Below are 23,904 nucleotides of genomic sequence, written 5' to 3'. Positions count from 1 at the left end.
GTCGGTACGTTGTGCCGCCGGGTTAGTTTAACCACTGGCCTTATAGAGGCTTGAGCCGTATGCGGGGAAACTCGCACGTACGGTTCTTAGGGGGCGGCGGCGCAGCAATGCGTCGTCGCTACCCGACCATCGTATCGCATCATGAAACCGCTCTGGGCCTACATCTGGGAGTACACAGACGTCGAATCCGGGGAGCGCCGACGCACGTACCTCGCTGTCACGCGCGGTGAGTTTCAGCCGTACAACGGGCAGTTCCTCGACGAATCGGACGCGCGCCCGCTGGAAGAGACTACGGTCGATCGAAATATGGTGCCACTCAGGGAGCCAATCCGTCGCCGCGTGCCAATGCCGGACTTCGTCGCTCCGACCGAAGCGGAGCTGCGCGAGCTCTGGCGCACCAACCGCGAACCCGAGGTGCGGCGCCTGATCCTCGAGATCGTGGCGCTGCGAAAATCTCTTGAGAAGGTCATGGACTGGTGGCAGACGACCGAAAGTGCGACGTCGAACCGCGGCGATCTGGACGGTCCGTTTGGGCCGTTTCGAAAGCTATATCACCTGCTGGGGGAAGAGATGCTGCGCGCCGGCATGAAGTGAGGGTGCGGCTATGGCATCCTGAACGTTCGTCGCACTTGGAGATCGACATGCGCACGATTGCGGAAGAATTCAGGGATTCCGACGACGACTGGTTTGGCTTCGCCTCGGCGCAAGACAGGAAGGATGGCCATTCGCTGCGAGCGTACTTGCTGCGTTACGTGGACCGCATTCCGGAACACCATGTCGTCGTGAACGTCGAGCTCGTACTACGCACGGAGTATCCGCCCCGCGGCGTTCGGCCGCCGTACCTGAGTGTCGTCCACTTCGATCCGGGGCAGACGGCCGACTTGCCGCTCACGTGGAAGCGCAATATCGAGGATCTCAAGTTCGATTCCACGACCACATACGTCGAATGCGGATACGACATTTGCGACTCGTTCAGCGATGCGAAGATGGACCTGACAGCGCGCGGGTTCTACGTTGAGCCGGTCGAAATCCCAGGCGCCACGTATCGCGACCCTGACGAGTTGGATGATGGTCCCGAAAACTGATCCTTCAAAGCTGGTGCGCCGAGACACTTCGGGTCCGGATTATCGAAAGATCGGTTACACTTGACTTTCACAAAAGAAAAGCACGGGGCGATAATTGAATCAACACGTCATAAGCCGGTTAATCGGCATTCACAAGATGCTAATTGGGGCATATGAATCCAACATTAGCCTATCCTCCAATACCAAAGGACTTGAGCGCCAGACCTTCATCGATAGCTTTCTGTCGCAGGTTTTACCCTCGCACTTTCGCTTCGGTACTGGCGACGCAACGGACCAGGCAGGGAATAGAAGTGGCCAATTGGACGTGGTCATCGAATATCCGTTCGTGCCGAGCTTGCCGATTGTTGGATCGGAAAGGACTCGCCTCTACTTGGCCGAAGGGATTTCAGCTGTCATCGAAGTAAAATCAGATTTATCGAGTCAATGGAGTGAGGTCGAAGCAACTGCGAACAAGCTGTCAGCCCTTAAACGGCAGTTCGGCGATGGCATCTCCTTTGGCCCAACGGCCCCACCACATATACCGTTTTTCGTCGTTGGATTCAAAGGATGGAAGTCACTCGACACGATGAAATCGAAGTTGAAACCAGGAGTGATCGATGGAATCCTTGCTGTCGATTCGTTGATGTTCTGCAGCACGGACAATTTCCACGGCATTAGTACCCCCGGCAGTCCAGCCGCCCTTTGGGCCTTGATCTATTGCCTGCACTTCGCTGGCAGTATGGGTGGATCCCTCGCGGTCGAAGCACCGCTCCAATACGTGCTGGGGCAATGACTCTGGGTTAGGTGTGGGAACTAACATCCCGGCGTTGCCGGGCGCACCGCGCACCCCCCCCTGCACTGCCTTCAGTTTGTCGATTTCGCGCTGGTCGTCGCCAACGACGGCGAAAGCGCGTTCCGCAACCGCTGGGTCTAGGTCTGCGACGGCGGCGGTACCATCGCCCACGCCGGCGGCGCCGGCAGTTCCAGGCATAAGGTCGGCACCGGCTGCAGTGCAGTTCCGGACGGCGACACGCACCCGGTCAGTGCCAGCGGCAAGAGCATCGCGATAGCTGCGATTTTCGGTTTCATGGTCGGTTCGCTCCTTCGTGAGTTGTGCGTCGACTGCAGCCACCTGCGAGGCGGCTGCGTCGTGGGCAGCGATCGCGCGTTGTTCTGCGGCGAGCGCGGCCTGCGAGATTGCAGTCAGGTCGCCGGCATGCCGCTGCGCGTCGCCCGCGCGCGGCCTTCTCGTCGGCGAGCTGCCGCGCGCCGATCAGATGCTCCACTCCAGCTCCGGCCGCGGCGCCGAGCAGCGCGGCAAGCAGGTACGGCCACGCAATTTTCAAGAAGATCATTTCGGCTCCTTCGTGTGCAACTGCTTCAACTCGTCCGGCGAGTAGACGAAGCCCGGCAGCAGGAACGCCTGCACGCTCCAGACTGGGTCGCTTTCCTCATGCCGGCCGTGGTCCTTGCCCCGGTGATGGAGCGCGCACAGCAGCAGTTGGTTGTAGGTCGAGTCGACGAATGCCTCCGGGCGGGCCGGGTCGAACGCCTCCCAGTCGAAGCCTTGTGTCAACCTGATCACGTCCCAGACCGGGTGCTGGCGCGGGATCGGCACGATGCGCTGCAGCTTGTGGCTGAACATCGTGTCGACCTGATTGAGCGTGACGCCGCGGATCCACTTCCAGTCGATCGCGTGCGAGAACGCCCACTCGAAGAACCGGTGATGCGACTCGACCACCTGGTCGTCGTCGCAGACCGCGCAGACGTAGCCGCCGGCCGCCTTCATCGCGCGCTTGGCTGCGACCACTGCTACGCCGAGCACATGATGGACACGCGGCTGCACAAGGTCATCTGGGGGCCGCATGGCGAGCGTGTCCGCACGTCGGCCGCGACGTGGCGCGAGCCGATCCGCTGGAATGCGCGGCACGACCAGTTCTTCGCCGTGCACGGCCGGCGCCAGCGCGTGTTCTGCGCGTCGCTCGCCGACGTGTTCGACAACCAAGTTTCCGACGATTGGCGTGCCGACCTGTTCGACCTCATCACGGCCACGCCGAACCTTGACTGGCTGCTGCTCACGAAGCGGATCGGCAACGTCGCAGCGATGGTGCCGTACGACTGGACGTGCCCGCGCCGGGGCTGGCCGCCGAACGTCTGGCTCGGCGCGACGATCGTTGACCAGGCCGAGGCAGATCGCGACATCGAAAAGCTGCTGATGACGCCGGCGCGCCGCCGGTTTCTATCGATGGAGCCGCTGCTGGGGCCGGTCGACCTTCGAGCCTGATTCGATCCCACGGGTGTCTGCTGCATGCAGGAAATGCAGTCGTGTTCCGACTGCCCTGCCGACGCGCCATGGATCCACGGACCCACCACCGAATACGCGAAGAACGGGACGGGTTACAGCTCGCCCAAACTCGACTGGGTGATTGTCGGCGGCGAAAGCGGCCCCCGGGCGCGCCCGATGCACCCCGATTGGGCTCGCGATATTCGCGATCAGTGCGCAGCCTACGGCGTGCCGTTTCTATTCAAGCAATGGGGCGAATGGATCGACCATGATCAGCCAGGCGTGGACATGCTCGGCACAGGTGATTCCGCCCTTCACCCATGGCCCGACGGCAAGCATTCCGTTCGCCTTGGCAAGCGCGCCGCCGGCCGCCATCTCGACGGCCGCACGCACGACGAATTCCCGGGGGCATGATGGGATACATAAACCCCCTGCTGCGGCTACCTGCCGCGTGCGCCCTCACCACTCCGCCACTGGAATCTAGGAAAGTCCTTTCTGCGGTGCTCCGTGCGCTGCGCGAACAGGCGAACGCCGAGGCCGAAATCGCTTGGAAGCGTCGTAAGGGGCCGATGGCGGCCTACTGGCGCGCCGTCGCAACCTACGCGCGGCACGTCGCGCATATCCTCGATACCGCACCGGGTGTTGTCCGGCAGGAGAATCGCAAATCCATGACGGTACGACCATGAGCCGCTATCTCACCACGCCAGAGTTGGCTGAGCTGGTCGGCTGCAAGCCGCGTAGCCACGCCTGCATGAAACGCTGGCTCGACCGCAACCATTGGCCATACGCGGTGAACATCGCCGGCGTGCCGCTCGTCGCGTGCGAGTATTACGACGCGCGCATGAATGGCACCGCACCTCCGTCGCCCGCGCGTCGGCACCGCGCCGCCGCGTCAGAAGAACCGAACTTCGCTGCACTATAACCATGATTGGACGCCGGAAACGGCCGGACGGGTTACCCTTCCGGCTCTATGCCCACTACGGGAAACACAAGGTCAGCTTCGGCTACAAGCTGCCGAACGGGCGGTGGGCGTTCCGCCTGTCGGCGCCGGCCCACAACAAGGAAGCGCTCGCCGAGATCCGCAAGCAGGCGATCGAGCGCGCAGAGGCGCTCAACGGGAACGCGATCGAACCGGGCACGGTCGAGGCGCTCGTCGCCCGGTACTTCGAATGGCAGGACGGCCTGCCGCACGCCGACGAGCGCCGCAAGGCCCAGTCCACTCTGGACGAGAACCGCGTCGAGTCGAAGCGGCTCGTCAAAGTCTTCGGCAAGATGGCGCCGGCTGCCATCAAGCCGAAGCACGTCTACGGCTACCTCGACAAACGTGCGCAGCTCGGCGCGCCGGCGAAAGCGAACAAGGAAATCGCCCTCCTGTCCGCGATCCTCGAATACGGCCGGCGCCGCGGCGAGCTCGAAACGAATCCGTGCCGCGGCATCGAGTACAACCCGACGCGGCCGCGCCAGCGGTACGTGACCCAGGAGGAAATCGAGCTCGCTGTCGAAGTCGCGCGTTCGCGCCGCAGCGTCGGCGATCAGCTTCCCAGCTCCGCATACCTGATCCAGGCGCTTTGCATCCAGGCGGCATACCTGACCGTGAGCCGGCCGACTGAGATGCGCGAGCTGCACCGCCAAGGTATCAGGCCGGAAGGCGTCGAGGTGCCGATCGGGAGGCGCAAGGCTGGCGAGCAGCAGCGCGTAAAGCTCGTGCTATGGTCGCCCGAGCTGAAGGCCGTGATCGACGAGGCGCTCGCGCTGCAGCGCACGTCGAGCGTCCACGTGTTCGGCAACACCGCCGGCCAGGTGTATACGCGCAGCGGATGGAACACGAACTGGTCGCGGCTGATGGGCTACTGCGAGAAGGAACCGCAGGCGCGCGGCGTGCCGTTCGAACGGTTTGCGTTGCGCGACATGCGGCCGGCCGCCGTGACCGATCGCCAGGAAGAACGCGACGACCGGATTATAGGCGCGACGGGCCATGCCGATGAACGAATGGTGCGAAAGACTTACGACCGCCGGCGCCAAAGAAAAGTGCGCGCGACTCGTTAAGATCAAATCGTCACTTTCCGGTCTTCCAGGCGACCTTTTGCCCCATTTGAACAGGAATAGCCTTCAGAATCTCAAGTACGATTTGGTGGTGCGCCACGTTCGGGTGGAGATACTCCTCAAACATTTCTATTATCTTCCCTGTTCTACCGTCAGGTGAGGTAAGTCGGAGCGGAACTATCGCGAATCTTTCGCCTTTTTTTCGCTTTTCAGTCATCGCGTGGTCGACTTCGCGCGCTATCCAATCCTCATCTGTGAAGTCAGGAGTAACAAAGAACACGGCCGCACAAGAATCCATCATCCCTTGCTTTATTTCGCGTTCCAAGTTAGATCCCGCAACCATTCGATCCTCATCGAGCCAAGGATCAAAACCGATTTCCTTCAGTGTGTTGGCGACGTCTCTTACGATCGCCTTATTGCTCGATTTATGGCTGAGAAAGATTTTTTTCGGCATATCGGCGTGAACCTGTTCACCATACAGCTGCAGTTCATATTGAAAAACTACCTCCGCTGCATCGCGTATTGCCTGGCCATTCAGTTGATCAAGAGACTTGTTCAAAAAATCCGGCGGCAGAAGAAGTAGCAAGGGCTCAATGATACGGTCATATCCCAATGCAATGAGCGCGGCATTCGCCACAACTTGCGACTCATATAGCCGCGGCTTAGTGACAGGGGCATCGCCAATTTCCAAGTGCTCAATCGCGGATGGCCGATCGATGTGCATTGGACGATGCCGAGCAGGCTCTGTCGAAACCACAACAAGAACGTAGTTTTGTTCGCGCTGGATCAGAATATCGCGCTTGTGCAGGGGCAAGAACTTTTTCGCGAGGCCAGGAATGTTGAAGAGCCGCGCGTCCAACGCCGTCTCCACCGCAGCCAGCACGTCCGATGCTGGTCGATGTATTCCAGTCCCAAAAACTTCTGCCCGCGTGTAGTCATCCCACGACATCGAACTATCTCCCCGAGACGAGAGCCGAACCGTCGAAACGAAAAAGGCCCGCACGTCGGCGGGCCTTGCTTCCAAATCTTGGAATCTCATCTTCCAAAACTTGTAACACGTCAGCTTGATTCTGCTGCAAGTGCTTGAATTTGTTGGGGTGGCTGATGGGACTCGAACCCACGACGACAGGAATCACAATCCTGGACTCTACCAACTGAGCTACAGCCACCACTGATACTGCTTGCTTCGTTTCGCTGTTTTGTTTCAGCAGCGAAGAACAAGATTATACGAAGTCTTTTGAATCTTGCAAAGCATTTTTTTCAAAAATTTCTTCGGCCGCGTTCAGATGCGCACGCGCCTCGTCGAACACGGCCAGATCGCCGCGTGCGAGCTTCTTGTTGTCGGACAGCACGCGACGCCAGCCGCGCGCGCCCGGCATGCCGCGATACAGCCCGAGCGCGTGCCGCACGATCGCGCCGAGGTAGGTGCCGCGCTTCAGCTCGGCCGCGCAATACGCGATCAATTGCGCCTCGGCCTCTTCGCGCGTCGGCACCGCCGAGGTCGCTCCGTAGAAGCGCGCATCGACCTCCGCCAGCACGTACGGGTTGTGATAGGCCTCGCGGCCGAGCATCACGCCATCGACGTGCTCGAGATGCCGCGCAACCTCATCGAGCGTCGTGATGCCGCCGTTGATCACGATCTCCAGCGACGGAAAATCGCGCTTCAACCGATACGCATAGTCGTACTTGAGCGGCGGGATCTCGCGATTCTCCTTCGGCGACAGCCCTTTCAGGATCGCGTTGCGCGCATGCACGACGAACGTTTCGCACCCGGCCTCGGCCACCGTGCCGACGAAGTCGCGCACGAACGCGTAGTCCTCGACCGCGTCGACGCCGATCCGGTGCTTGACCGTCACCGGCACCGACACTGCATCGCGCATCGCCTTCACGCAGTCGGCGACGAGCGGCGGCTCGTTCATCAGGCACGCGCCGAACGCACCGCGCTGCACGCGCTCGGACGGGCACCCGCAGTTCAGGTTGATCTCGTCGTAGCCCCACTGCTCGCCGAGCTTCGCCGCGCGCGCGAGATCGTCCCGCTCGCTGCCGCCCAATTGCAGCGCGACCGGCGATTCGCTCGGCGTGAACGCAAGATGCCGATGGGCGTCGCCGAACAGCAGCGCGCCCGTCGTGATCATCTCCGTATACAGCCACGTATTGCGCGTCAGCGTGCGGTGGAACGACCTGCAATGGCGGTCGGTCCAGTCGAGCATCGGCGCGACGGATACGCGGCGGGGAGGAAGCGAGGGTGGAACGGACATGGAATTCGGTTACAGGCCAGATGGCACGGAACAACCGGACATTTTACCGCAATACCGGCCCTGCCCGCCCGACACGCGCACTACCGGCCGCCCAATTCAGCATCGACCGCGCGGCGCGCCTCGTCGAACACGCGCTCGATCACGCGCCGTTCGGTGAGCAGCATCCCGTCGATCTTGACCAGCCGCCAGTCGATCCGCACGGCATCGCCCTGCAGCACGCGATAGTGCGCCCGCTCGCCGTCCCAGACCTGCTCGGTCTTCACCTCGATCTCGAAGCCGCGGTACGGCTCGCTGAAATCGCCGAGGTCGCTCCCTCTCGGTTCCATCGCACGCTCCGTGGTGATGCCGCGCCAAGCCGCCCGCGGGGCCGGCGCCGCGCGCTCAATCGTATTCGTCGGACAAAAACGACCGGCCATCGGCCGTCAGATCGACCCGGTCGGCCGTCGCCTGATAGATCAGCCCGTCATTCAGCAACGCGTAGACGACGTCGTCGAACGCGGCGGGAACCGGCCGGCTGTCGCCGAACTGGTCGATCCATTTCAGCGCCTCGATGGCTTCGGGGGAAAGGATGGGGGTCATGCGTTGGCCTCCGGCATCGGTGTCGTTCCATCCTAGCACTTCGCCCGGAAGCCGAATACCGTGGCAAACGCGCCGCGCGAAATGCAATGCGGCGCCGGCGGGCACGCTGCCCGGCGGCGCCGCACCGAGGCGCGACCCGCGCGCTCAGAGACGCGCGATCGAGACTTCCGTCGACTTCACGAGCGCGACGACTTCGGCGCCGACCTTCAGTTCGAGTTCGTCCACCGAACGGGTGGTGATCACCGACGTGACGATGCCGAACGGCGTCTCGACGTCGACTTCGGAGACCACGGAACCGCGGATGATCTCCTTGACCTTGCCCTTGAACTGGTTACGTACGTTGATTGCAGTGATGCTCATCGGGATGATCGCTCCGAAGAAAAAAGTCTCAGAACGGGCGGCCGAAGCCGCCCGGAATTAAACGGCCCAGCGGATCTGCCCGACCGGTCGAACCTTGTCTGCTTCATGCGCCGCGTCGTGCTCGCCCGCGCCGGGTCCGCCGGCGAGCACGCGTTTCAGCACGCGGTCCTCCAGCGCCGCGAAGGCAGCCGACGCGCGGGCGCGCGGCCGGTCGAGCGGCACTGACTGATCGAGCGCCACCCGCCCCTGCTCGATCAACAGGATACGGTCGCCGAGCGCGACGGCCTCCTGCACGTCGTGCGTGACGAGCAGCGCGGTGAACCGGTGTTCGCGCCACAGGCGCTCGATCAGCGCATGCATCTCGATGCGGGTAAGCGCGTCCAGCGCGCCGAGCGGCTCGTCGAGCAGCAGCAGTTGCGGCCGGTGCACGAGCGCACGTGCCAGTGCGACGCGCTGCCGCTGGCCGCCCGACAGTTGCGCGGGCCAGTCGTTCGCGCGTTCCAGCAGCCCGACTTCGTCGAGCACCGCGCGGGCCTGGTCGCGCGCGCCGCGGCCGAGCCCCAGCATCACGTTCTGCAGCACGGTCTTCCACGGCAGCAGGCGCGCATCCTGGTACATGATCCGTGTATCGAGCGCCCCGCCGCCCTCGCCGCGCGTCACGAGCGCGCCGCTGCTCGGTTGCTCGAGCCCCGCGACGAGGCGCAGCAACGTCGATTTCCCGCAGCCGCTGCGGCCGACGATCGCGACGAAGCTGCCGCGCGCAATGCCGAGCTCGACGTTGTCGAGCACCGTGCGGGCGCCGAAGCGCTTGCTGACGCCCGACAGCGTGACCGCGTCGTCGGGAGCCGGGCTGCCCGGGCGCCGCCGTGCCAGCGGCACGACCGATGCGCTGCCGTCGCGTTCGAGGATCGCCGCATCGCGCGCGTCGCCATCCGCGACGCGGGCCTGCGCGAGCTCGGCCTCGAGGTCTGCGCCGGCGAGCGGGCCGTAGGCGGCCGCCGAAGTCGTCGCATTCATGCCTTTGCTCCTGATTGATAGGCGGGGTGCCAGCGCAGCGTCACGCGCTCGATCGATTTCGCCAGCACATCGGCCAGCTTGCCGAGCACCGCGTACAGCAGGATGCCGACCACCACCACGTCGGTTTGCAGGAATTCACGCGCGTTCATCGTCATGTAGCCGATGCCCGACTGCGCGGAGATCGTTTCCGCGACGATCAGCATCACCCACATCAGCCCGAGCGCGAAACGCACGCCGACGAGGATCGACGGCAACGCACCGGGCAGGATCACGTCGCGGTACAGCGCGAAGCCGCGCACGCCGTAGCTCTTCGCCATCTCGATCAGGTTCGCGTCGACCGAGCGGATCCCGTGATACGTATTGATGTAGACGGGGAAAAACACGCCGAGCGCGACGAGGAACAGTTTCGCCTTCTCGTCGATGCCGAACCACAGGATCACGAGCGGAATCATCGCGAGCGCCGGAATGTTGCGGATCATCTGGATCGTCGAGTCGAGCGCGACCTCGGCGGCCTTCGACAGCCCGGTCGCAAGCCCCAGCGCGAGGCCGACGCCGCCGCCGATCGCGAAGCCGAACAGCGCGCGCCACGTACTCACTTTCACGTTCGCCCACATTTCGCCCGACGTCACGAGCGACCACGCCGCGCGCACGACCGCCACCGGCTCGGGCAGCACGCGGGTCGACAGCCAGCCGGTGCGCGCACCGACTTCCCATACCACCAGCAACGCGAGCGGCACGAGCCACGGCGCGACGCCGCGCCACGCGCGGGCGGCCACGGCGACGCCCGTCGTCGAGGTTTTCGTTGTCATCGCAGGCCTCCGTCGCTCAGCTCTGGCTCGTCTTCGGCAGATAGTTGTTGCCGACGATCTCGCCGAACGGCCCCGACAGCGGGCCGGCCGCTCTCTCCACGCCCTTGCCCTTGATCAGCGGGAACACGAGCTCGGCGAAGCGATACGACTCCTCGAGGTGCGGATAGCCGGACAGGATGAACGTCTCGATGCCGAGATCCGCGTATTCGCGCATGCGTTCCGCGACCTGCTCGGGATTGCCGACGAGCGCCGTGCCGGCGCCGCCGCGCACGAGCCCCACGCCGGCCCACAGGTTCGGATAGACCTCGAGCGTCTCGCGGCCGCCGCGCTTGCCGCCGTGCAGCGCGGCCATCCGGCGCTGGCCTTCCGAATCCATGTTCGCGAACGCCTTCTGCGCACGTGCGATCGTGTCGTCGTCGAGCCGGCTGATCAGCCGCTCGGCGTCACGCCATGCTTCGTCCTCGGTCTCGCGCACGATCACGTGCAGGCGGATGCCGAACTTGATCTTGCGGCCGCGCGCGTCGGCACGTGCACGGATGTCGGCGATCTTCTTCGCGACGGCCTCGGGCGGCTCGCCCCAGGTCAGGTAGGTATCGATGTGATCGGCGGCGATCGCGTGAGCGGCCGGCGACGAGCCGCCGAACCACAGCGGCGGATGCGGGCGCTGCACGGGCGGGTAAAGCGCCTTGCCGCCTTTCGACTGCAGGTGCTTGCCGATGTAGTCGAACCCGCCGTTGTCGTGCGACGCGGCAAGCAGCCCGCGCCAGATGTTCAGGAAATCGTCGGTAATCTCGTAGCGCGTGTCGTGATCGGCGAAGAGGCCATCGCCTTCCAGCTCGGCCGCATCGCCGCCCGTGACGACGTTGATCAGCAGGCGGCCGCCCGACAGGCGGTCGAACGTCGCGGCCATCCGCGCGGCGAGCCCCGGCGAAGCGATGCCGGGGCGCACGGCGACCAGGAACTTCAGGCGCTGCGTCGCGGGAATCAGGCTCGACGCGACGACCCACGCATCCTCGCAGGAGCGGCCGGTCGGCAGCAGCACGCCGTCGTAGCCGAGCGTGTCCGCCGCCACGGCGACCTGCTTGAAGTAATCGTAGTCCGCGGCGCGCGCGCCTTCGGCCGTGCCGAGATAGCGGCTGTCGCCATGCGTGGGGATAAACCAGAACACATTCATCTGCTGCTCCTGCTTGACTGTCACTGCCGAAATTTGAAAAAAACATCGCCCTGCTCGCGTCGCGGATGAGCGACGCATGCATGGTGTGCATTCGAATCGGGATGGCTCGCCGGTCACGCCGTGCAGCGGACGAGGACGCGATCGCACGGCTGTTTCTGGGAAACCAGTCTAGGGATCGGTACCAGGCTTTGGAACGATTTTTTTGAGCTTAGGTTTTCCGCTTTCGTGATTAGCACGACGCTGGAGCGAATATCGCCGCGGCCGGGCCCTATAATGGCGCACCTATCCGAATAACTCCGCGCGCCCGGCCCCGGCCGTGCGCGCCTGCGGTGCACTCATCGATGCAGAAAGTCATCCTGCCCTTCCTGTCCGGCTTCCTGGCCGCCCTGTTCTTCCGCGAGTCCACGCTCGCCCTTCTCCACACGGCCGACCTGATCGCCGCAACCGGCTTCTCGACACAGCCGTTCGCGCCGCTCGGCATTCCTGAATTTGTCGCGAACGCACTGATCAGCGCGTGCTGCGCGATTCCGATGGCGTGGCTGTTGCGCGTCTCGCCCGAGCGCGAAGCATCGTGGATCGGCGCGCTCGTGTTCGGCGGTATCGTGCTGACGGCCGCCCGCGTGTTCGCGATCGATCCGCTGCGCGGCATCTGGCCGTCGGGCAACATGCTGCCCGTGCTGGCGGCCGGCTTCGCGGCGAATGCGGTGTGGGGCTTCGGCGCGCTCGTGTTCATGCGCGCGTTCATGTCGGACGACGCGGGCGACGAATAACGCCGGCGCGCGCGACGCGTCCTTCGGGACCAGCCGACTTCCATGACAAAGGCCGCGTGCATCTGCACGCGGCCTTTGCGTTTCCGTGTCGCGCGTCGGTCGGCCGCGCGGGCCAGCCCGACCGGCGTCAGTCCTTCAGCTTGCGCAGCGGATGGGTGTCGGGCGTCCACGGACTGTCGAACATCGCGAGCACGTCGGCGCGCGCGACGTCGGCGGCCGACTTGAAGCGCCACACCGGCTGGTGATCCTTGTCGACGATCAGCGCGCGCACGCCTTCGATCACGTCGCCGTGCGCGAAGGTCGAGCGCGTGAGGTCGAGATCGCGCCGCAGGCAATCGGCCATCGTCGCGCCGCGCGCGCGTTCGACGACTTCGAGCGACACGGCCATCGACAGCGGCGACAACTGCTCGCGCATCGCATGGGTCGCCTTCTCGATCCACCCGTCGACCGCCGCGCAATCGGGCTCGGCGTCGAGCGACGCGAGGATCGTGTCGAGGTCGGGCTGCGCGAAATGCCTGTCGATCCCGGCGCGCGCATCGGCAAGCGCCGACGTGTCGGGCGTCGGCACGACCTTGTGCGCGGCAGCCGCGTCGGTCACGCACGCGACGGCCTGCGCGCCGCTGTCGATGCGCGCGCCGCGCAGCGTGTCGAGCAGCGCCGGCAGCGCGGCATCGGGCAGATAGACGTCGGCGAGTTGCGCGTACAGCGCGCCGGCCGCGTCGAGCGTCGCGCCCGTCACCGCGAGATAGCGGCCGATCGCGCCGGGCGTACGCGCGAGAAACCAGCTCATCCCGACGTCCGGGAACAGGCCGATGCGCGTTTCGGGCATCGCCATCTTCGTCGAATCGGTCACGACGCGCAGGCCGCCCGTGTGCCGCGCCGCCTGCGAGATCCCCATGCCGCCGCCCATCACGACACCGTGCATCAGCGCGATGTACGGCTTCGGGTACGTGAAGATCGCATGGTTCAGCGTGTATTCCTCGATGAAGAACGTGTCGACCGCGTCGCGGTCGCCGCGCTGCCACGCGTCGTGGAAGAAGCGCACGTCGCCGCCCGCGCAGAACGCGCGCGGATGCGGGCTGTGCACGACGACCGCGACGACGTCGGGATCGTCGCGCCACGCGTCGAGCGCCTGCTGCATCAGCCGGATCATGCCGACCGACAGCGCGTTCAGCGCCTTCGGCCGGTTCAGTTCGAGAAAGCCGATGCGGTTCGCGACATACGCGCGCACGTCGGGCTGGGCGGATTCGGCGGAAACGGCGGCGGAAGTGGAGTCGGTCATGAAGGTCGTCCGGCAAACGGCAGTCGCACGCTCAGTGCGCCTGCATCTTCGAGAACAGGTTCAGCACCACGACACCCGCGATGATCAGCCCGAGGCCGATCACCGCCGGCACGTCCGGCACCTGACGATAGAGCAGCATCGCGACGAGCGTGATCAGCACGATGCCGGCGCCCGACCAGACTGCATAGATGATGCCGACCGGCATCGTGCGCAACGTGAGCGACAGGCAGTAGAACGCAACGCCGTAACCGGCGACGACGAGCACCGACGGCCACAAGCGCGTGAAACCGTCCGCTGCGCGCAGCGCGGACGTGCCGATCACTTCCGCGACGATCGCGATCGCGAGCCATGCGTAGCCGGGCAATTGCATCGCTCAGCTCCTTGCGAGGGCCAGTACCGCGTAGTCGTGGCCGAGCTCGGCGCACAGCGCCTCGACGACGAACTCGTGATCCGCGCGCTGCGGCAGCCCGGACGCGGTGATCGAGCCGATCACGCCGGCGCCGGCGACGGTCAGCGGAAACGAGCCGCCGTGCGACGCATACTCGGCGACCGGCAATCCGTGCTTGTCCGCGAGCGTCGCGCCGGCCTGCTGCATGCGCAGGCCGATCGCGTACGAGCTGCGGCGAAAATGCGCGACGACGTTGCGCTTGCGGCGCACCCAGTCGGCGTTGTCGGGCGTGGCTCCGGCGAGCGCCGCGTAAAACAGCGGCTGGCCGAACGTGACGATGTCGATCGCGATCGCATGACCGCGCGACGTCGCGAGCGCATGCATCCGGTTGCCGAGCGCCCATGCGCGAGCCGGGTCGAAATGGGGAAACACGAGCGCCTGTTCCTGCGCGCCGATCGATTGCAGATCGTGAGCGATGTCCATGAATCCGTCGATGCAGTAAGGAGAGCCGCAACGGCGCCGATGCGATCGCGCCGGGCCGCTGCCGGGATGACGACACAAACCGCTCGATTCTAGCGCACGTGCCTGCCCGTACCGGCCCCACCAGCGCTCGCCATGCGATTGTCACAAAACACTTGCACGCATTCTGGATAGCCCCTATAATTCAATTCTTCGACGGACGCGGGGTGGAGCAGTCTGGCAGCTCGTCGGGCTCATAACCCGAAGGTCGTAGGTTCAAATCCTACCCCCGCAACCAACCGTCCAGAATTTCGCAAAAAGCCCGGCCTCGCGTCGGGCTTTTTGTTTTTGCGCGCCCGGGCGCCGCGCGCTCTTCGCTCGCGCACCCGCCGTTTCGCACGACACGCCGCCGCATGCGCAAGCGTTCAAGAATGCCGCGGCCCGGTGATACACTCGCATCACCTCGTCCCTTCCACTCGACATGAAATTCTGCTCCGTCTGCGGTCACGAAGTCCTCGCGCGCATTCCTCCGGGCGACAATCGTGAACGCTTCGTCTGCGATCACTGCGGCACGATCCATTATCAGAATCCGCGCAACGTCGTCGGCACGGTGCCGGTCTGGGGCGACCAGATCCTGCTGTGCCGCCGCGCGATCGAACCGCGCTACGGTTTCTGGACGCTGCCGGCCGGTTTCATGGAAATGGGCGAAACGACCGCGGAAGCCGCCGCGCGCGAGACCCTCGAGGAAGCCGGCGCGCGCGTCGAGGTGCAGAACCTGTTCACGCTGCTGAACGTGCCGCACGTGCACCAGGTCCATCTGTTCTACCTCGCACGGCTCACCGACCCGGGCTTCGAAGCCGGCGAGGAAAGCCTCGAGGTGAAACTGTTCGACGAAGCGGACATCCCGTGGGACGAGATCGCGTTCCCGACCGTCAGCCAGACCCTGCGGTTCTTCTTCGCCGATCGCGCCGCCGGCGACTACGGCGTGCACACCGGCGATATCTTCCGCTCGCTGCGCAACGGCTGAGCCGCGCCCCATGGTTCCCTGGCTCGGCCCGGACGATCCGTTCCCGCCCATCGAGCGCGCGCTCGGCCCCGCGACGGGTGCGCCCGGGCTGCTCGCCGCGAGCGCCGACCTGCTGCCGTCGCGCCTCATCGACGCCTACCTGCGCGGCATCTTCCCGTGGTACTCGGACGGCCAGCCGGTGCTGTGGTGGAGCCCCGACCCGCGCATGATCCTCGTGCCGGCCGAATTCAAGGTGTCGCCTTCGCTGCGCAAGACGCTCAAGCGCGTGCTGCGCGAGCCTCAATGGGAAGTGCGCGTCGATCACGACTTTCCCGGCGTGATGCGCGCCTGCGCGCAGGCACCGCGCCGCGGGCAGCGCGGCACCTGGATCACCGCCGAGATCATCGACGCCTATACGTCGCTCTACCGCTCCGGCAACGCGCACAGCATCGAGACGTGGCACGACGGGCGCCGCGTCGGCGGCCTGTACGGCGTGTCGTTCGGCCGGATGTTTTTCGGCGAGTCGATGTATGCGGACGTGACCGACGCGTCGAAAATCGCGCTGGCCGCGCTCGTCGCGCACCTTCGCGAGCACGGGCTGGAAATGATAGACTGCCAGCAGAATACGTCGCATCTAGCGTCGCTCGGCGGCCGCGAGATCGCACGCAAGGCCTTTGTCGCTCACGTGCGCCGCGCGGTAGCCGAACCGCCGATTCCGTGGCACTTCGACAAGCGCGTGCTCGCCGCGCTGACGAGCCCCGCCGAAACGGCGGCGCCCACCGGGACCGAGCGCTAGCGCGGCACTCCTTCCCTGCATCGAGAGCTGCCCATGACTCATCCGACTGAGCTGCCGCTTTCACCGCTTTCGGCGCTGCAATTCTATGCAACGGCGCCCTATCCGTGCAGTTATCTGGACGGCCGCATCGCGCGCTCGCAAGTCGCGACGCCGAGCCACCTGATCAATTCCGACATCTACACCGAGCTCGTGAAGGCCGGCTTCCGCCGCTCGGGCGTGTTCACGTACCGCCCGTACTGCGACGGCTGCCGCGCATGCGTGCCGGTACGCGTGCCGGTCGCCGCGTTCGCGCCGACGCGCACGCAGCGCCGGATGTGGAAACGGCATCGCGCGCTGGTCGCGACGGTGTCGCCGCTGCACTACGACGAAGAACACTACGCGCTCTACATGCGCTACCAGTCCGCGCGCCATGCGGGCGGCGGCATGGACCGCGACAGCCGCGACCAGTACGAACAGTTCCTGCTGCAAAGCCGGATCAACTCGCGCCTCGTCGAATTCCGCGACCTCGACGCGCCGGGCGGCGAACCCGGCAAGCTGCGCATGGTCAGCATGATCGACATCCTCGGCGACGGCCTGTCGTCGGTCTATACGTTCTTCGAGCCCGACGACCGGCACACGAGCTACGGCACCTACAACATCCTGTGGCAGATCGAGCAGGCGAAGAGCCTCGGGCTGCCCTACGTGTACCTCGGCTACTGGATCCGCGAGAGCCCGAAGATGGCCTACAAGGCGAACTTCCATCCGCTCGAAGGGCTGATCGACGGCCGCTGGAAGACGCTCGATCCGGAACGGGTCGACCTGCCGCCCGTCGACGCGGCGCTCGCGCGCGCGCCGTTGCCGGGCGGGCATTCCGGGTCGGGCTGACGCGCGCCGCGGCGGCTACGAAGCGAAGCGCGCCCGTGCCGCGCAACTCCCGGTAAAATAGCGGGTTGTCATTCATTCCGGCCGTCCGCCCCATTCCCGTGTTCAGTTCCCTCTACCCGCTGGCCCGCGCATCCCTGTTCAAGATGGATGCGGAAGACGCTCACCACCTTACGCTGCGCGCGCTCGGCGCGGCCGGCCGTACGGGCCTCGCCTGCGCGCTGTCGGCGCGCGTGCCCGACGCGCCGCGTACCGTGATGGGGCTCACGTTCCGCAACCCGGTCGGCCTCGCGGCCGGCCTCGACAAGGACGGCGCGGCCATCGACGGCCTCGCGGCGCTCGGCTTCGGCTTCATCGAGGTCGGCACGGTCACGCCGCGCCCGCAGCCCGGCAATCCGCGCCCGCGGATGTTCCGGCTGCCGCAGGCCGAAGCGCTGATCAACCGGATGGGCTTCAACAACCACGGCGTCGACCAGTTCGTGAAGAACGTGCAGGCCGCCCGCTATCGCGGCGTCCTCGGCCTGAACATCGGCAAGAACGCCGACACGCCGATCGAGCGCGCCGCCGAGGATTACCTGTACTGCCTCGAGCGCGTGTATCCGTTCGCGAGCTACGTGACGATCAACATCTCGTCGCCGAACACGAAGAACCTGCGCCAGTTGCAGGGCGCGGGCGAGCTCGACGCGCTGCTCGCCGCGCTGAAGGACAAGCAGCAGCGCCTCGCCGACCTGCACGGCAAGCTCGTGCCGCTCGCACTGAAGATCGCGCCCGATCTCGACGACGAACAGGTCAAGGAAATCGGCGACACGCTGCTGCGCCACAAGATCGAAGCGGTCATCGCCACCAATACGACGCTGTCGCGCGCGGCCGTCCAGGGCCTGCCGCATGCGGACGAAGCCGGCGGCCTGTCGGGCCGCCCGGTGTTCGACGCATCGAACGAAGTGATCCGCAAGCTGCACGCGGAAGTCGGCAACGACGTGCCGATCATCGGCGTCGGCGGCATTTTCTCGGGCGAGGATGCCCGTGCGAAGCTGGCGGCCGGCGCGGCGCTCGTCCAGCTCTATACCGGCTTCATTTATCGCGGCCCGGCGCTCGTGTCGGAATGCGTGAAGGCGATCGCCAGCGAACGCGGCGCGTAATATAGCCATAAGCAAAGTATATTTAGCTATCGATAGCATTTTTGCTATCATCGCCGTATGACGAAAACCATTGACCCCACCAGGGCAAGGACACACACGATGAAATTTCCGCTGTTGAAGAAGCTGCTGGTTGCCGGCGCGATCGGCATGTCGTTCGCCGCGGCAACCGCGCATGCGGCCGACCTCCTCGACCAGGTCAAACAACGCGGCACGCTGCGCGTCGGCCTCGAAGGCACGTTCCCGCCGTTCAACTCGAAGAGCCCGCAAGGCGACCTCGTCGGCTTCGACGTCGACATCGCGAAGGCCGTCGCGGCGAAGCTCGGCGTGAAGGCCGAATTCGTGACGACCGAATGGAGCGGCATCATCGCGGGCCTGCAGGCCGGCAAGTTCGACGTGATCGTCAACCAGGTCGGCATCACCGACAAGCGCAAGGAAACGCTCGACTTCTCGCCCGCATACACGTACTCGTCCGCGCAGCTGATCCAGCGCAAGGACGACACGCGCGCGTTCAAGTCGCTGGAAGACCTGAAGGGCAAGAAGCTCGGCGTCGCGCTCGGCACGAACTACATGGACATGGCGAAATCGGTGCCGGGCATCGACGTGAAGACGTACCCGGGCGCGCCCGAGTACCTGCGCGATCTCGCGGCCGGGCGCCTCGACGCGGCGCTCAACGACCGCCTGATGCTCGCGTACCTGACGAAGAATTCGCAGCTGCCGCTGCGCCCGGGCGCGAACGTCGGTTCGGCGAACCCGTCGGGCATCCCGTTCAAGAAGGGCAACCCGAAGTTCCAGAAGGCGATCGACGACGCGATGGCGCAACTCGAAGCCGACGGCACGTTCACGAAGATCTCCGACAAGTGGTTCGGCATCGACGTGACGAAACCGCTCAAGTAAGCACGCCTGCATTTCCCGCCTGACGGCGGGCCGGAAAGGGCGGCATCCGCAACGATGCCGCCCTTTGTTTTATCGGTCCGGTTTATGATTGCGCTTTCGCGCACGCATTCGCTTCGTATTCCATGTCGACAACGTCCCTGCTCGTCCAATCGCTGCCGGTGCTCGCCCAGGGTGCCGTGCTGACCGTCAAGTTCGCCGTGCTGTCGATGGTGTTCGGCCTGCTTGGCGCCGTCGTGCTCGCGATGATGGGCATCCGGCAGAGCGAAGCGCTCGACGGCTTCGAGCGCATCTGGGTCAACGCGCTCGCGTGGCTGGCGCGCGCGTACGTGAGCCTGATGCGCGGCACGCCGCTGCTCGTGCAGATCTTCGTCATTTATTACGGGCTGCCGAGCCTCGGCATCTCGCTCGACCCGACGCCGGCCGGCGTCATCGCGCTGTCCGCGAACGTCGCGGCCTACATGTCGGAAAGCATGCGCGGCGCGATCAACGGGATCGCGCGCGGCCAGTGGCTCGCCGCGTACAGCCTGGGGCTGTCGTGGGGGCAGACGCTACGCTACGTGATCGGCCCGCAGGCGCTGCGCATCGCGGTGCCGAGCCTGTCGAACAGCCTGATCAGCCTGATCAAGGACACGTCGCTCGTGTCCGTGATCACCGTGACCGAACTGCTGCGCAGCGCGCAGGAAGTGATCGCGGCGACCTATCAGCCGCTGCCGCTCTATCTCGCCGCCGCGGCCGTGTACTGGATCCTGTGCCAGATCCTCGAATGGGTGCAGCGCTGGTACGAAAAGCGCCTGTCGCTGCCGTCGCGGCACTGAGCCACGCGGCTGCACCGGGCCGGCGCTCGCCGGCCCGACGCCCACCTTCCCGTCTTTCCGTCTTTCCGTCTTCCCGTCTATTCGCCCGAATAGCGCACGCCGAGCACGGCGCGCGCCGCATCGGTCATCGCGATCATCCGCCGCGAATGGTCGTGCGTCATGATCGGGCTTTCGGTCTCGCCCGCACGCAGCAGCTCGCAGAAGTGCTCGGTCTCGTAGTTCAGCCCGCCGCCGTCGACCGACGCATCGAGTTCGACGGTGCGCCCGTCCGCGTAGCGGATCGTCGCACGCGCGGGGTTCCACCACTTCTCGTGAATCGTCACGTGGCCGCCCGCCGCGGCGATCAGCGCGTCGCCGCGCCCCATCACGTCGAGACCGCAAAAGAGCTGTGCGATCCCGCCGTTCTCATGCACGCTGTTCAGGCTCGCGAACAGGTCGACGCCCGTCGCGCCGACGCGTCCGAGCGTCTGCACGTCGCGCGCCGCGCCGAGCCAGTCGACGGCAAGGAACGCCTCGTAGATGCCGATGTCGAGCAGCGCGCCGCCCGCGCGATCGAGCCGATAGACGGAATGCGCCTCCGGCACCGACGACGATGCGCAGCCCGCCCGCACGAGCCGGATCTCGCCGATCGGATCGTCACGCAGGTGCGCACGCAACTGACGGTACAGCGGAAAGAATGGCGGCTTCATCGCCTCCATGAAGAGCCGCCCGGCAGCGCGCGCCGCGTGCAGCACCGTGTCGAGTTGCGCGGCGTTCAGCGCGGCGGGTTTCTCGCACAGCACCGCCTTGCCGGCAGCCAGTGCGGCCAGCGTGTACTGCGCATGGCTGTCATGGAGCGTCGCGATGTAGACCGCGTCGATATCGCTCGCGAGGAGCGCGTCGAGGCTCGCGGCAGGCGTGCCGCCGCATGTCTCGCAGAAGGCGGCCGTTGCGTCGGCGCGGCGGGCCCAGGCGCCGGCGAGCGTGGCGCCCGGCACGTGCGCGAGGCTTTGCGCGAAGCGGCGCGCGATGCTGCCTGCGCCGACGATGCCGAAGCGCACCGGGCGATGGTCGTTGTCGTTCATCCTGATCTTCCGTGTCGGTCGTATGGCGGTTGCCGGCACGCTGCCGGCCGGCCGTCATGATAAACGGCCCCGCGGCACACGGATGGACGACACGCGCGCCGTCAGGCCCGCACCGGCACGTCGACCGAGAAATCGCGCGAAATCTCGTCCGCGCTGAAATCGATCAGCGCGAGCGACGCTGCTTCGGCTTCGCGCGGGTCGCGCCGCTCGATCGCGTCGACGACGCGCGCATGCGCCTTCACCGCGATGTCGTGCGCGCCCTCCTTCTGCACGACGCGCGGATTCACGAGACGCACCGCGCCGCGCACGATCGCCGCCATCTGCTGGAAGAACTGGTTGCCGCTTGCCTGGACGATCCGCGTATGCAGCAACTCGTCCGCCGTGTCGTAGCCGGAATCGCCCGGCTGCAGCACCTTGAACGCATCGAACGCTTCGCGAATGCCCGCGATGTCGGCGGCCGTCGCACGCACGGCCGCCTGCGCGGTCGCGCGTGGTTCGATCAGCATCCGGAACTCGATGACGTCGCGCATGAACTGCGGATCGGGCTTTGCCCGAAATCGCCAGCTCACGACGTCTTCGTCGATCATCCGCCAGTCGCGCATCGGCCGCACGCGCGTCCCGACTTTCGGACGCACGTCGAGCATGTCGCGCGCAAGCAACATCGACAACGCCTCCCGCATCACCGTGCGGCTCACGTCGAACTCTTTCGACAGCACGTCCTGCGGCGGCAAGATGCCGCCGTACTTGTCCTCGACGATACCCGAGACAAGCCCATCCATCACTTTGGCGACCAGTGACCGGTCTTTGCCCTGCTCCATGACACCTCCCCGTGCGTCGATTTGCGAACACCTGCTCCGCAGTTCCGCCGGCCCTGGTTACTACTCTGTTCTTATGATCTATAAGTTGATGAGTTCGACGATATTTCGCTATCTGGTAAACACCTGACAGGGTTATCCCTCTTTTGAACGAGGTGATTTATACGGCTAAAAAAAAAGCCCGGGAAGCGCGCCGCGCCTGCCGGACCCCGGTTTCCACAAGATTTAACTATGCAATCCGTGACGACCGATATCGCGCCGTTACGGACTGCTTCTCATTCAGTTTCAGCCAGCCGGATAAGCGATCGTTTCAACGCCGTTTTCCGTGCCGAGCAAGCACAGATTCGCGCCGCGCTCGGCGAACAGGCCGACCGTCACGACGCCCGGCCATGCGTTCACCTGTGCCTCGAAACCGCGCGGATCGGCGATCTGCAGGCCCTTCACGTCGATGATCTCGTTGCCGTTGTCGGTGATGTAGGGTGCGCCGTCCTTCGTCACGCGCAGCACGGGCACGCCGCCGAGCGCGGTCACGCGCCGGCCGATCGCCGTGCGCGCCATCGGCACGACCTCGATCGGCAGCGGGAACGCGCCGAGCACCGGCACGCGCTTGCTCGCGTCCGCAATGCAGACGAACGTGTCGGCCACCGACGCGACGATCTTCTCGCGCGTCAGCGCGCCGCCGCCGCCCTTGATCATCGCGCCGCCGGCGTCGATCTCGTCGGCGCCGTCGACGTACACCTGAAGCGAGTCGATCTCGTTCAGGTCGAACACCTTGATGCCGTGCGATTTCAGGCGTTCGGTCGTGGCGACCGAGCTCGACACGGCGCCGCGATAGCGCGACTTGACGGCCGCGAGCGCGTCGATGAAGCAGTTGGCGGTCGAGCCGGTGCCGACACCGATCACGGCGCCTTCCGGCACGTTCTGGATCACGTAATCGGCGGCGGCCTGGCCGACGAGGCGTTTGAGTTCGTCTTGAGTCATGGCGTGGTAATGCTGCGGGATTGCTGAAAACCGCCAGTTTACCGGAGTCGGCGGACGCCCCCGCGTTTTTCGGCGTGCAATGCGCCGCGCATTCAGCGCGTGTCGGCCACCGGAGCGGGGACCGCCGTTTGCGCGCCGGGGAAGTACTTGTCGAGCAGCGCCTGCGCGATCGCGTCGCTTTCCGCGTCCGGGTCGCCCGCGTAGTCGGACGGCCGGAAATGCATCTGGAACGCCGCGAACACGCGCCGCGTGCGCGTGTCGAGCACGCCGTCGGTCGGCACGTCGTAGCCGTAGCGCGCGAGCTTGAGCTGCAGTTCGCGCACGTCGACCGGCGCGTGCGGGTCGCGGCCGCCGAGCCGCGCGGCAACGGTGGCGTCGTCCGGCCACGCGCCGATGCCTGCTTGCGCGAGCGCATGCCACGGGAACAGCGGCCCGGGATCGATCTTGCGTTGCGGCGCGATGTCGCTGTGCCCGACCACGCGCGTCGGCGCAATCCCGTAGCGCGCGACGATGTCCTGCGACAGGCGGATCAGCGCGTCGACCTGTTCGGGCGGATACGGCTGCCAGGTGCGCTGCTGCGGGTCGAGCGGGCCGCGGTTCACGTTCTCGATGCCGATCGACACCGCGTTCAGCTCAGTCGTGCCCTGCCACTCGCTGACGCCCGCGTGCCATGCACGCCGCGCTTCCGGAACGAGTTGGTGGACGACGGGCATCCCGCGCTCGGTGGGCGGCCGCGGCGGAACGACGTAGTGCACGCTGACCGAATCGCCGGTCAACGTGCGCAAGGATTTCGTCTCGTCGCTTTCGGTGTAGTGCATCACGAGAAAGCGAATCCGCGAATCGGCGCCGCGCGCGTGCAGGCTCGTGTCGGCGTAGTAGGTGCCGCGCTCGACGAGCGACGGCGACGTGCAGGCCGCCAGCAGGCCGAGCACGGCGCAGGAGATGCCGGCACGAAACAGGATCATCGGTCGCGGGTTCCGGGTAGCCGCGTGCCGCCTTGCATCGGGGCACGCGTCGCTTGGGTGATTCGACGCCCGCGCATCGCG

At 65.6% G+C, this 23,904-nt stretch carries 29 protein-coding genes, 2 tRNA genes and 2 pseudogenes; 15 read left to right on the top strand and 18 right to left on the bottom strand.

What is annotated here, in order from left to right; translation table 11 throughout:
• Window positions 1-141 precede the first annotated feature (141 nt).
• The 3 genes from QZM15_RS33225 to QZM15_RS33215 all read left to right on the top strand — a co-directional run bounded on the left by QZM15_RS33225 (window position 142) and on the right by QZM15_RS33215 (window position 1,857).
• Window positions 142-594 (top strand): hypothetical protein, encoded by a 453-nt coding sequence (locus tag QZM15_RS33225; RefSeq protein WP_302107988.1) that lies wholly within the window; start codon window positions 142-144, stop codon window positions 592-594.
• Window positions 595-641: 47 nt separating this feature from the next.
• A complete protein-coding gene (locus tag QZM15_RS33220) occupies window positions 642-1,085 on the top strand; it encodes a hypothetical protein (RefSeq protein WP_302107987.1) in 444 nt (147 codons plus the stop codon).
• 94 nt (window positions 1,086-1,179) lie between these two features.
• Window positions 1,180-1,857 (top strand): DUF6602 domain-containing protein, encoded by a 678-nt coding sequence (locus QZM15_RS33215; protein ID WP_302107986.1) that lies wholly within the window; start codon window positions 1,180-1,182, stop codon window positions 1,855-1,857.
• A 20-nt stretch (window positions 1,858-1,877) separates the two neighbouring features.
• On the opposite strand, the pseudogene QZM15_RS33210 reads toward QZM15_RS33215, so the two are convergent.
• Window positions 1,878-2,419, bottom strand: a pseudogene (locus QZM15_RS33210) (lysis system i-spanin subunit Rz).
• Window positions 2,416-2,874: a hypothetical protein gene (locus QZM15_RS33205; protein WP_302107985.1), complete on the bottom strand. Its 459-nt coding sequence runs from the start codon at window positions 2,872-2,874 to the stop codon at window positions 2,416-2,418. Before QZM15_RS33205 ends, QZM15_RS33210 begins: the two are co-directional and overlap by 4 nt.
• On the opposite strand from QZM15_RS33205, the pseudogene QZM15_RS33200 reads away from it, so the two are divergent.
• The 4 genes and pseudogenes from QZM15_RS33200 to QZM15_RS33190 all read left to right on the top strand — a co-directional run.
• A pseudogene (locus QZM15_RS33200) lies at window positions 2,863-3,762 on the top strand (phage Gp37/Gp68 family protein); the annotation flags it as partial. The gene QZM15_RS33205 and the pseudogene QZM15_RS33200 overlap by 12 nt on opposite strands.
• Window positions 3,759-4,034 (top strand): hypothetical protein, encoded by a 276-nt coding sequence (locus QZM15_RS33195; RefSeq protein ID WP_302107984.1) that lies wholly within the window; start codon window positions 3,759-3,761, stop codon window positions 4,032-4,034. The pseudogene QZM15_RS33200 and the gene QZM15_RS33195, both read left to right, overlap by 4 nt.
• Window positions 4,031-4,270: a DUF4224 domain-containing protein gene (locus QZM15_RS34040; RefSeq protein WP_367033324.1), complete on the top strand. Its 240-nt coding sequence runs from the start codon at window positions 4,031-4,033 to the stop codon at window positions 4,268-4,270. The genes QZM15_RS33195 and QZM15_RS34040 overlap by 4 nt, the downstream gene beginning before the upstream one ends.
• On the top strand, window positions 4,168-5,394 hold the full coding sequence (locus QZM15_RS33190; protein WP_302107983.1) for a hypothetical protein: 1,227 nt from the start codon (window positions 4,168-4,170) through the stop codon (window positions 5,392-5,394). The genes QZM15_RS34040 and QZM15_RS33190 overlap by 103 nt, the downstream gene beginning before the upstream one ends.
• Before the next feature lie 10 nt (window positions 5,395-5,404).
• Here the strand turns inward: QZM15_RS33190 and QZM15_RS33185 are convergent, their stop codons facing one another.
• The 9 genes from QZM15_RS33185 to ssuD form a co-directional block, all read right to left on the bottom strand.
• Entirely contained in the window at window positions 5,405-6,340 is a 936-nt protein-coding gene (locus QZM15_RS33185; protein ID WP_302107982.1) for a toll/interleukin-1 receptor domain-containing protein, read from the bottom strand.
• A 144-nt stretch (window positions 6,341-6,484) separates the two neighbouring features.
• A tRNA-His gene (locus QZM15_RS33180) sits at window positions 6,485-6,560 on the bottom strand.
• 54 nt (window positions 6,561-6,614) lie between these two features.
• Entirely contained in the window at window positions 6,615-7,601 is a 987-nt protein-coding gene (gene dusA, locus QZM15_RS33175; protein ID WP_302107989.1) for a tRNA dihydrouridine(20/20a) synthase DusA, read from the bottom strand.
• 128 nt (window positions 7,602-7,729) lie between these two features.
• Entirely contained in the window at window positions 7,730-7,975 is a 246-nt protein-coding gene (locus QZM15_RS33170; protein ID WP_059584304.1) for a hypothetical protein, read from the bottom strand.
• Between the two features lie 55 nt (window positions 7,976-8,030).
• Window positions 8,031-8,228, bottom strand: coding sequence for a hypothetical protein (locus tag QZM15_RS33165; RefSeq protein ID WP_006484168.1), 198 nt, complete (start codon window positions 8,226-8,228; stop codon window positions 8,031-8,033).
• Between the two features lie 144 nt (window positions 8,229-8,372).
• Window positions 8,373-8,588, bottom strand: coding sequence for a molybdopterin-binding protein (locus QZM15_RS33160; RefSeq protein WP_006476104.1), 216 nt, complete (start codon window positions 8,586-8,588; stop codon window positions 8,373-8,375).
• Between the two features lie 57 nt (window positions 8,589-8,645).
• Window positions 8,646-9,605, bottom strand: a complete 960-nt coding sequence (locus QZM15_RS33155) for an ATP-binding cassette domain-containing protein (protein WP_059584305.1) — start codon at window positions 9,603-9,605, stop codon at window positions 8,646-8,648.
• Window positions 9,602-10,414: an aliphatic sulfonate ABC transporter permease SsuC gene (gene ssuC / locus QZM15_RS33150; RefSeq protein WP_059584307.1), complete on the bottom strand. Its 813-nt coding sequence runs from the start codon at window positions 10,412-10,414 to the stop codon at window positions 9,602-9,604. Before ssuC ends, QZM15_RS33155 begins: the two co-directional genes overlap by 4 nt.
• Window positions 10,415-10,430: 16 nt before the next feature.
• On the bottom strand, window positions 10,431-11,588 hold the full coding sequence (gene ssuD, locus QZM15_RS33145) for an FMNH2-dependent alkanesulfonate monooxygenase (protein WP_059638768.1): 1,158 nt from the start codon (window positions 11,586-11,588) through the stop codon (window positions 10,431-10,433).
• A 341-nt stretch (window positions 11,589-11,929) separates the two neighbouring features.
• Between ssuD and QZM15_RS33140 the strand changes: the two genes are divergently transcribed.
• Window positions 11,930-12,358 carry a hypothetical protein gene (locus QZM15_RS33140; protein WP_226223218.1) on the top strand — a complete coding sequence of 143 codons (429 nt, stop codon included), beginning with the start codon at window positions 11,930-11,932 and terminating at the stop codon, window positions 12,356-12,358.
• A 127-nt stretch (window positions 12,359-12,485) separates the two neighbouring features.
• Here QZM15_RS33140 and QZM15_RS33135 read toward each other — a convergent pair whose 3' ends face one another.
• Genes QZM15_RS33135 through QZM15_RS33125 form a run of 3 tightly spaced genes read right to left on the bottom strand, consistent with a single transcriptional unit; the run spans window position 12,486 to window position 14,511 of the window.
• A complete protein-coding gene (locus tag QZM15_RS33135; RefSeq protein ID WP_226223216.1) occupies window positions 12,486-13,640 on the bottom strand; it encodes an enoyl-CoA hydratase/isomerase family protein in 1,155 nt (384 codons plus the stop codon).
• Between the two features lie 31 nt (window positions 13,641-13,671).
• Window positions 13,672-14,010: a multidrug efflux SMR transporter gene (locus tag QZM15_RS33130; protein WP_011545307.1), complete on the bottom strand. Its 339-nt coding sequence runs from the start codon at window positions 14,008-14,010 to the stop codon at window positions 13,672-13,674.
• 3 nt (window positions 14,011-14,013) lie between these two features.
• Window positions 14,014-14,511, bottom strand: coding sequence for a heme-degrading domain-containing protein (locus tag QZM15_RS33125; protein ID WP_006476110.1), 498 nt, complete (start codon window positions 14,509-14,511; stop codon window positions 14,014-14,016).
• Window positions 14,512-14,708: 197 nt separating this feature from the next.
• On the opposite strand from QZM15_RS33125, the gene QZM15_RS33120 reads away from it, so the two are divergent.
• The 7 genes from QZM15_RS33120 to QZM15_RS33090 all read left to right on the top strand — a co-directional run bounded on the left by QZM15_RS33120 (window position 14,709) and on the right by QZM15_RS33090 (window position 19,998).
• Window positions 14,709-14,785, top strand: a tRNA-Met gene (locus QZM15_RS33120).
• 183 nt (window positions 14,786-14,968) lie between these two features.
• Complete coding sequence (locus QZM15_RS33115; protein WP_006476111.1) at window positions 14,969-15,514, top strand: NUDIX hydrolase; 546 nt, start codon at window positions 14,969-14,971, stop codon at window positions 15,512-15,514.
• A gap of 10 nt (window positions 15,515-15,524) precedes the next feature.
• Window positions 15,525-16,289, top strand: a complete 765-nt coding sequence (aat, locus tag QZM15_RS33110) for a leucyl/phenylalanyl-tRNA--protein transferase (RefSeq protein ID WP_059584314.1) — start codon at window positions 15,525-15,527, stop codon at window positions 16,287-16,289.
• Between the two features lie 33 nt (window positions 16,290-16,322).
• Window positions 16,323-17,153, top strand: a complete 831-nt coding sequence (locus tag QZM15_RS33105) for an arginyltransferase (protein WP_302107981.1) — start codon at window positions 16,323-16,325, stop codon at window positions 17,151-17,153.
• A 98-nt stretch (window positions 17,154-17,251) separates the two neighbouring features.
• Complete coding sequence (locus QZM15_RS33100) at window positions 17,252-18,289, top strand: quinone-dependent dihydroorotate dehydrogenase (protein WP_063892440.1); 1,038 nt, start codon at window positions 17,252-17,254, stop codon at window positions 18,287-18,289.
• A gap of 99 nt (window positions 18,290-18,388) precedes the next feature.
• Window positions 18,389-19,183, top strand: coding sequence for a cystine ABC transporter substrate-binding protein (locus tag QZM15_RS33095; RefSeq protein ID WP_059584318.1), 795 nt, complete (start codon window positions 18,389-18,391; stop codon window positions 19,181-19,183).
• Window positions 19,184-19,305: 122 nt separating this feature from the next.
• Window positions 19,306-19,998, top strand: a complete 693-nt coding sequence (locus QZM15_RS33090; RefSeq protein WP_006484207.1) for an amino acid ABC transporter permease — start codon at window positions 19,306-19,308, stop codon at window positions 19,996-19,998.
• Window positions 19,999-20,075: 77 nt separating this feature from the next.
• On the opposite strand, the gene QZM15_RS33085 is transcribed toward QZM15_RS33090, so the two are convergent.
• The 4 genes from QZM15_RS33085 to QZM15_RS33070 form a co-directional block, all read right to left on the bottom strand.
• On the bottom strand, window positions 20,076-21,062 hold the full coding sequence (locus tag QZM15_RS33085; protein WP_226223210.1) for a Gfo/Idh/MocA family protein: 987 nt from the start codon (window positions 21,060-21,062) through the stop codon (window positions 20,076-20,078).
• A gap of 101 nt (window positions 21,063-21,163) precedes the next feature.
• A complete protein-coding gene (locus QZM15_RS33080; RefSeq protein WP_060318338.1) occupies window positions 21,164-21,880 on the bottom strand; it encodes a FadR/GntR family transcriptional regulator in 717 nt (238 codons plus the stop codon).
• A 282-nt stretch (window positions 21,881-22,162) separates the two neighbouring features.
• Window positions 22,163-22,858: a ribose-5-phosphate isomerase RpiA gene (gene rpiA / locus QZM15_RS33075; protein ID WP_059584323.1), complete on the bottom strand. Its 696-nt coding sequence runs from the start codon at window positions 22,856-22,858 to the stop codon at window positions 22,163-22,165.
• 92 nt (window positions 22,859-22,950) lie between these two features.
• Window positions 22,951-23,823 (bottom strand): N-acetylmuramoyl-L-alanine amidase, encoded by an 873-nt coding sequence (locus QZM15_RS33070; RefSeq protein WP_302107980.1) that lies wholly within the window; start codon window positions 23,821-23,823, stop codon window positions 22,951-22,953.
• Window positions 23,824-23,904: the final 81 nt, after the last annotated feature.

This window comes from Burkholderia sp. AU44665 (assembly GCF_030504405.1).
In the GTDB taxonomy this organism is placed as follows: domain Bacteria; phylum Pseudomonadota; class Gammaproteobacteria; order Burkholderiales; family Burkholderiaceae; genus Burkholderia; species Burkholderia semiarida.
Note: the sequence above shows the minus strand (reverse complement) of the source record. Positions and strands in the feature narration are given on the sequence as shown.

Coding starts and splice junctions, on each gene's coding strand:
- QZM15_RS33225 (WP_302107988.1), top strand. CDS start 142: ATGAAACCGCTCTGGGCCTACATCTGGGAGTACACAGACGTCGAATCC.
- QZM15_RS33220 (WP_302107987.1), top strand. CDS start 642: ATGCGCACGATTGCGGAAGAATTCAGGGATTCCGACGACGACTGGTTT.
- QZM15_RS33195 (WP_302107984.1), top strand. CDS start 3,759: ATGATGGGATACATAAACCCCCTGCTGCGGCTACCTGCCGCGTGCGCC.
- QZM15_RS34040 (WP_367033324.1), top strand. CDS start 4,031: ATGAGCCGCTATCTCACCACGCCAGAGTTGGCTGAGCTGGTCGGCTGC.
- QZM15_RS33185 (WP_302107982.1), bottom strand. CDS start 6,340: ATGTCGTGGGATGACTACACGCGGGCAGAAGTTTTTGGGACTGGAATA.
- dusA (WP_302107989.1), bottom strand. CDS start 7,601: ATGCTCGACTGGACCGACCGCCATTGCAGGTCGTTCCACCGCACGCTG.
- QZM15_RS33170 (WP_059584304.1), bottom strand. CDS start 7,975: ATGGAACCGAGAGGGAGCGACCTCGGCGATTTCAGCGAGCCGTACCGC.
- QZM15_RS33165 (WP_006484168.1), bottom strand. CDS start 8,228: ATGACCCCCATCCTTTCCCCCGAAGCCATCGAGGCGCTGAAATGGATC.
- QZM15_RS33160 (WP_006476104.1), bottom strand. CDS start 8,588: ATGAGCATCACTGCAATCAACGTACGTAACCAGTTCAAGGGCAAGGTC.
- QZM15_RS33155 (WP_059584305.1), bottom strand. CDS start 9,605: ATGAATGCGACGACTTCGGCGGCCGCCTACGGCCCGCTCGCCGGCGCA.
- ssuC (WP_059584307.1), bottom strand. CDS start 10,414: ATGACAACGAAAACCTCGACGACGGGCGTCGCCGTGGCCGCCCGCGCG.
- ssuD (WP_059638768.1), bottom strand. CDS start 11,588: ATGAATGTGTTCTGGTTTATCCCCACGCATGGCGACAGCCGCTATCTC.
- QZM15_RS33140 (WP_226223218.1), top strand. CDS start 11,930: ATGCAGAAAGTCATCCTGCCCTTCCTGTCCGGCTTCCTGGCCGCCCTG.
- QZM15_RS33135 (WP_226223216.1), bottom strand. CDS start 13,640: ATGACCGACTCCACTTCCGCCGCCGTTTCCGCCGAATCCGCCCAGCCC.
- QZM15_RS33130 (WP_011545307.1), bottom strand. CDS start 14,010: ATGCAATTGCCCGGCTACGCATGGCTCGCGATCGCGATCGTCGCGGAA.
- QZM15_RS33125 (WP_006476110.1), bottom strand. CDS start 14,511: ATGGACATCGCTCACGATCTGCAATCGATCGGCGCGCAGGAACAGGCG.
- QZM15_RS33115 (WP_006476111.1), top strand. CDS start 14,969: ATGAAATTCTGCTCCGTCTGCGGTCACGAAGTCCTCGCGCGCATTCCT.
- aat (WP_059584314.1), top strand. CDS start 15,525: ATGGTTCCCTGGCTCGGCCCGGACGATCCGTTCCCGCCCATCGAGCGC.
- QZM15_RS33105 (WP_302107981.1), top strand. CDS start 16,323: ATGACTCATCCGACTGAGCTGCCGCTTTCACCGCTTTCGGCGCTGCAA.
- QZM15_RS33095 (WP_059584318.1), top strand. CDS start 18,389: ATGAAATTTCCGCTGTTGAAGAAGCTGCTGGTTGCCGGCGCGATCGGC.
- QZM15_RS33090 (WP_006484207.1), top strand. CDS start 19,306: ATGTCGACAACGTCCCTGCTCGTCCAATCGCTGCCGGTGCTCGCCCAG.
- QZM15_RS33085 (WP_226223210.1), bottom strand. CDS start 21,062: ATGAACGACAACGACCATCGCCCGGTGCGCTTCGGCATCGTCGGCGCA.
- QZM15_RS33080 (WP_060318338.1), bottom strand. CDS start 21,880: ATGGAGCAGGGCAAAGACCGGTCACTGGTCGCCAAAGTGATGGATGGG.
- rpiA (WP_059584323.1), bottom strand. CDS start 22,858: ATGACTCAAGACGAACTCAAACGCCTCGTCGGCCAGGCCGCCGCCGAT.
- QZM15_RS33070 (WP_302107980.1), bottom strand. CDS start 23,823: ATGATCCTGTTTCGTGCCGGCATCTCCTGCGCCGTGCTCGGCCTGCTG.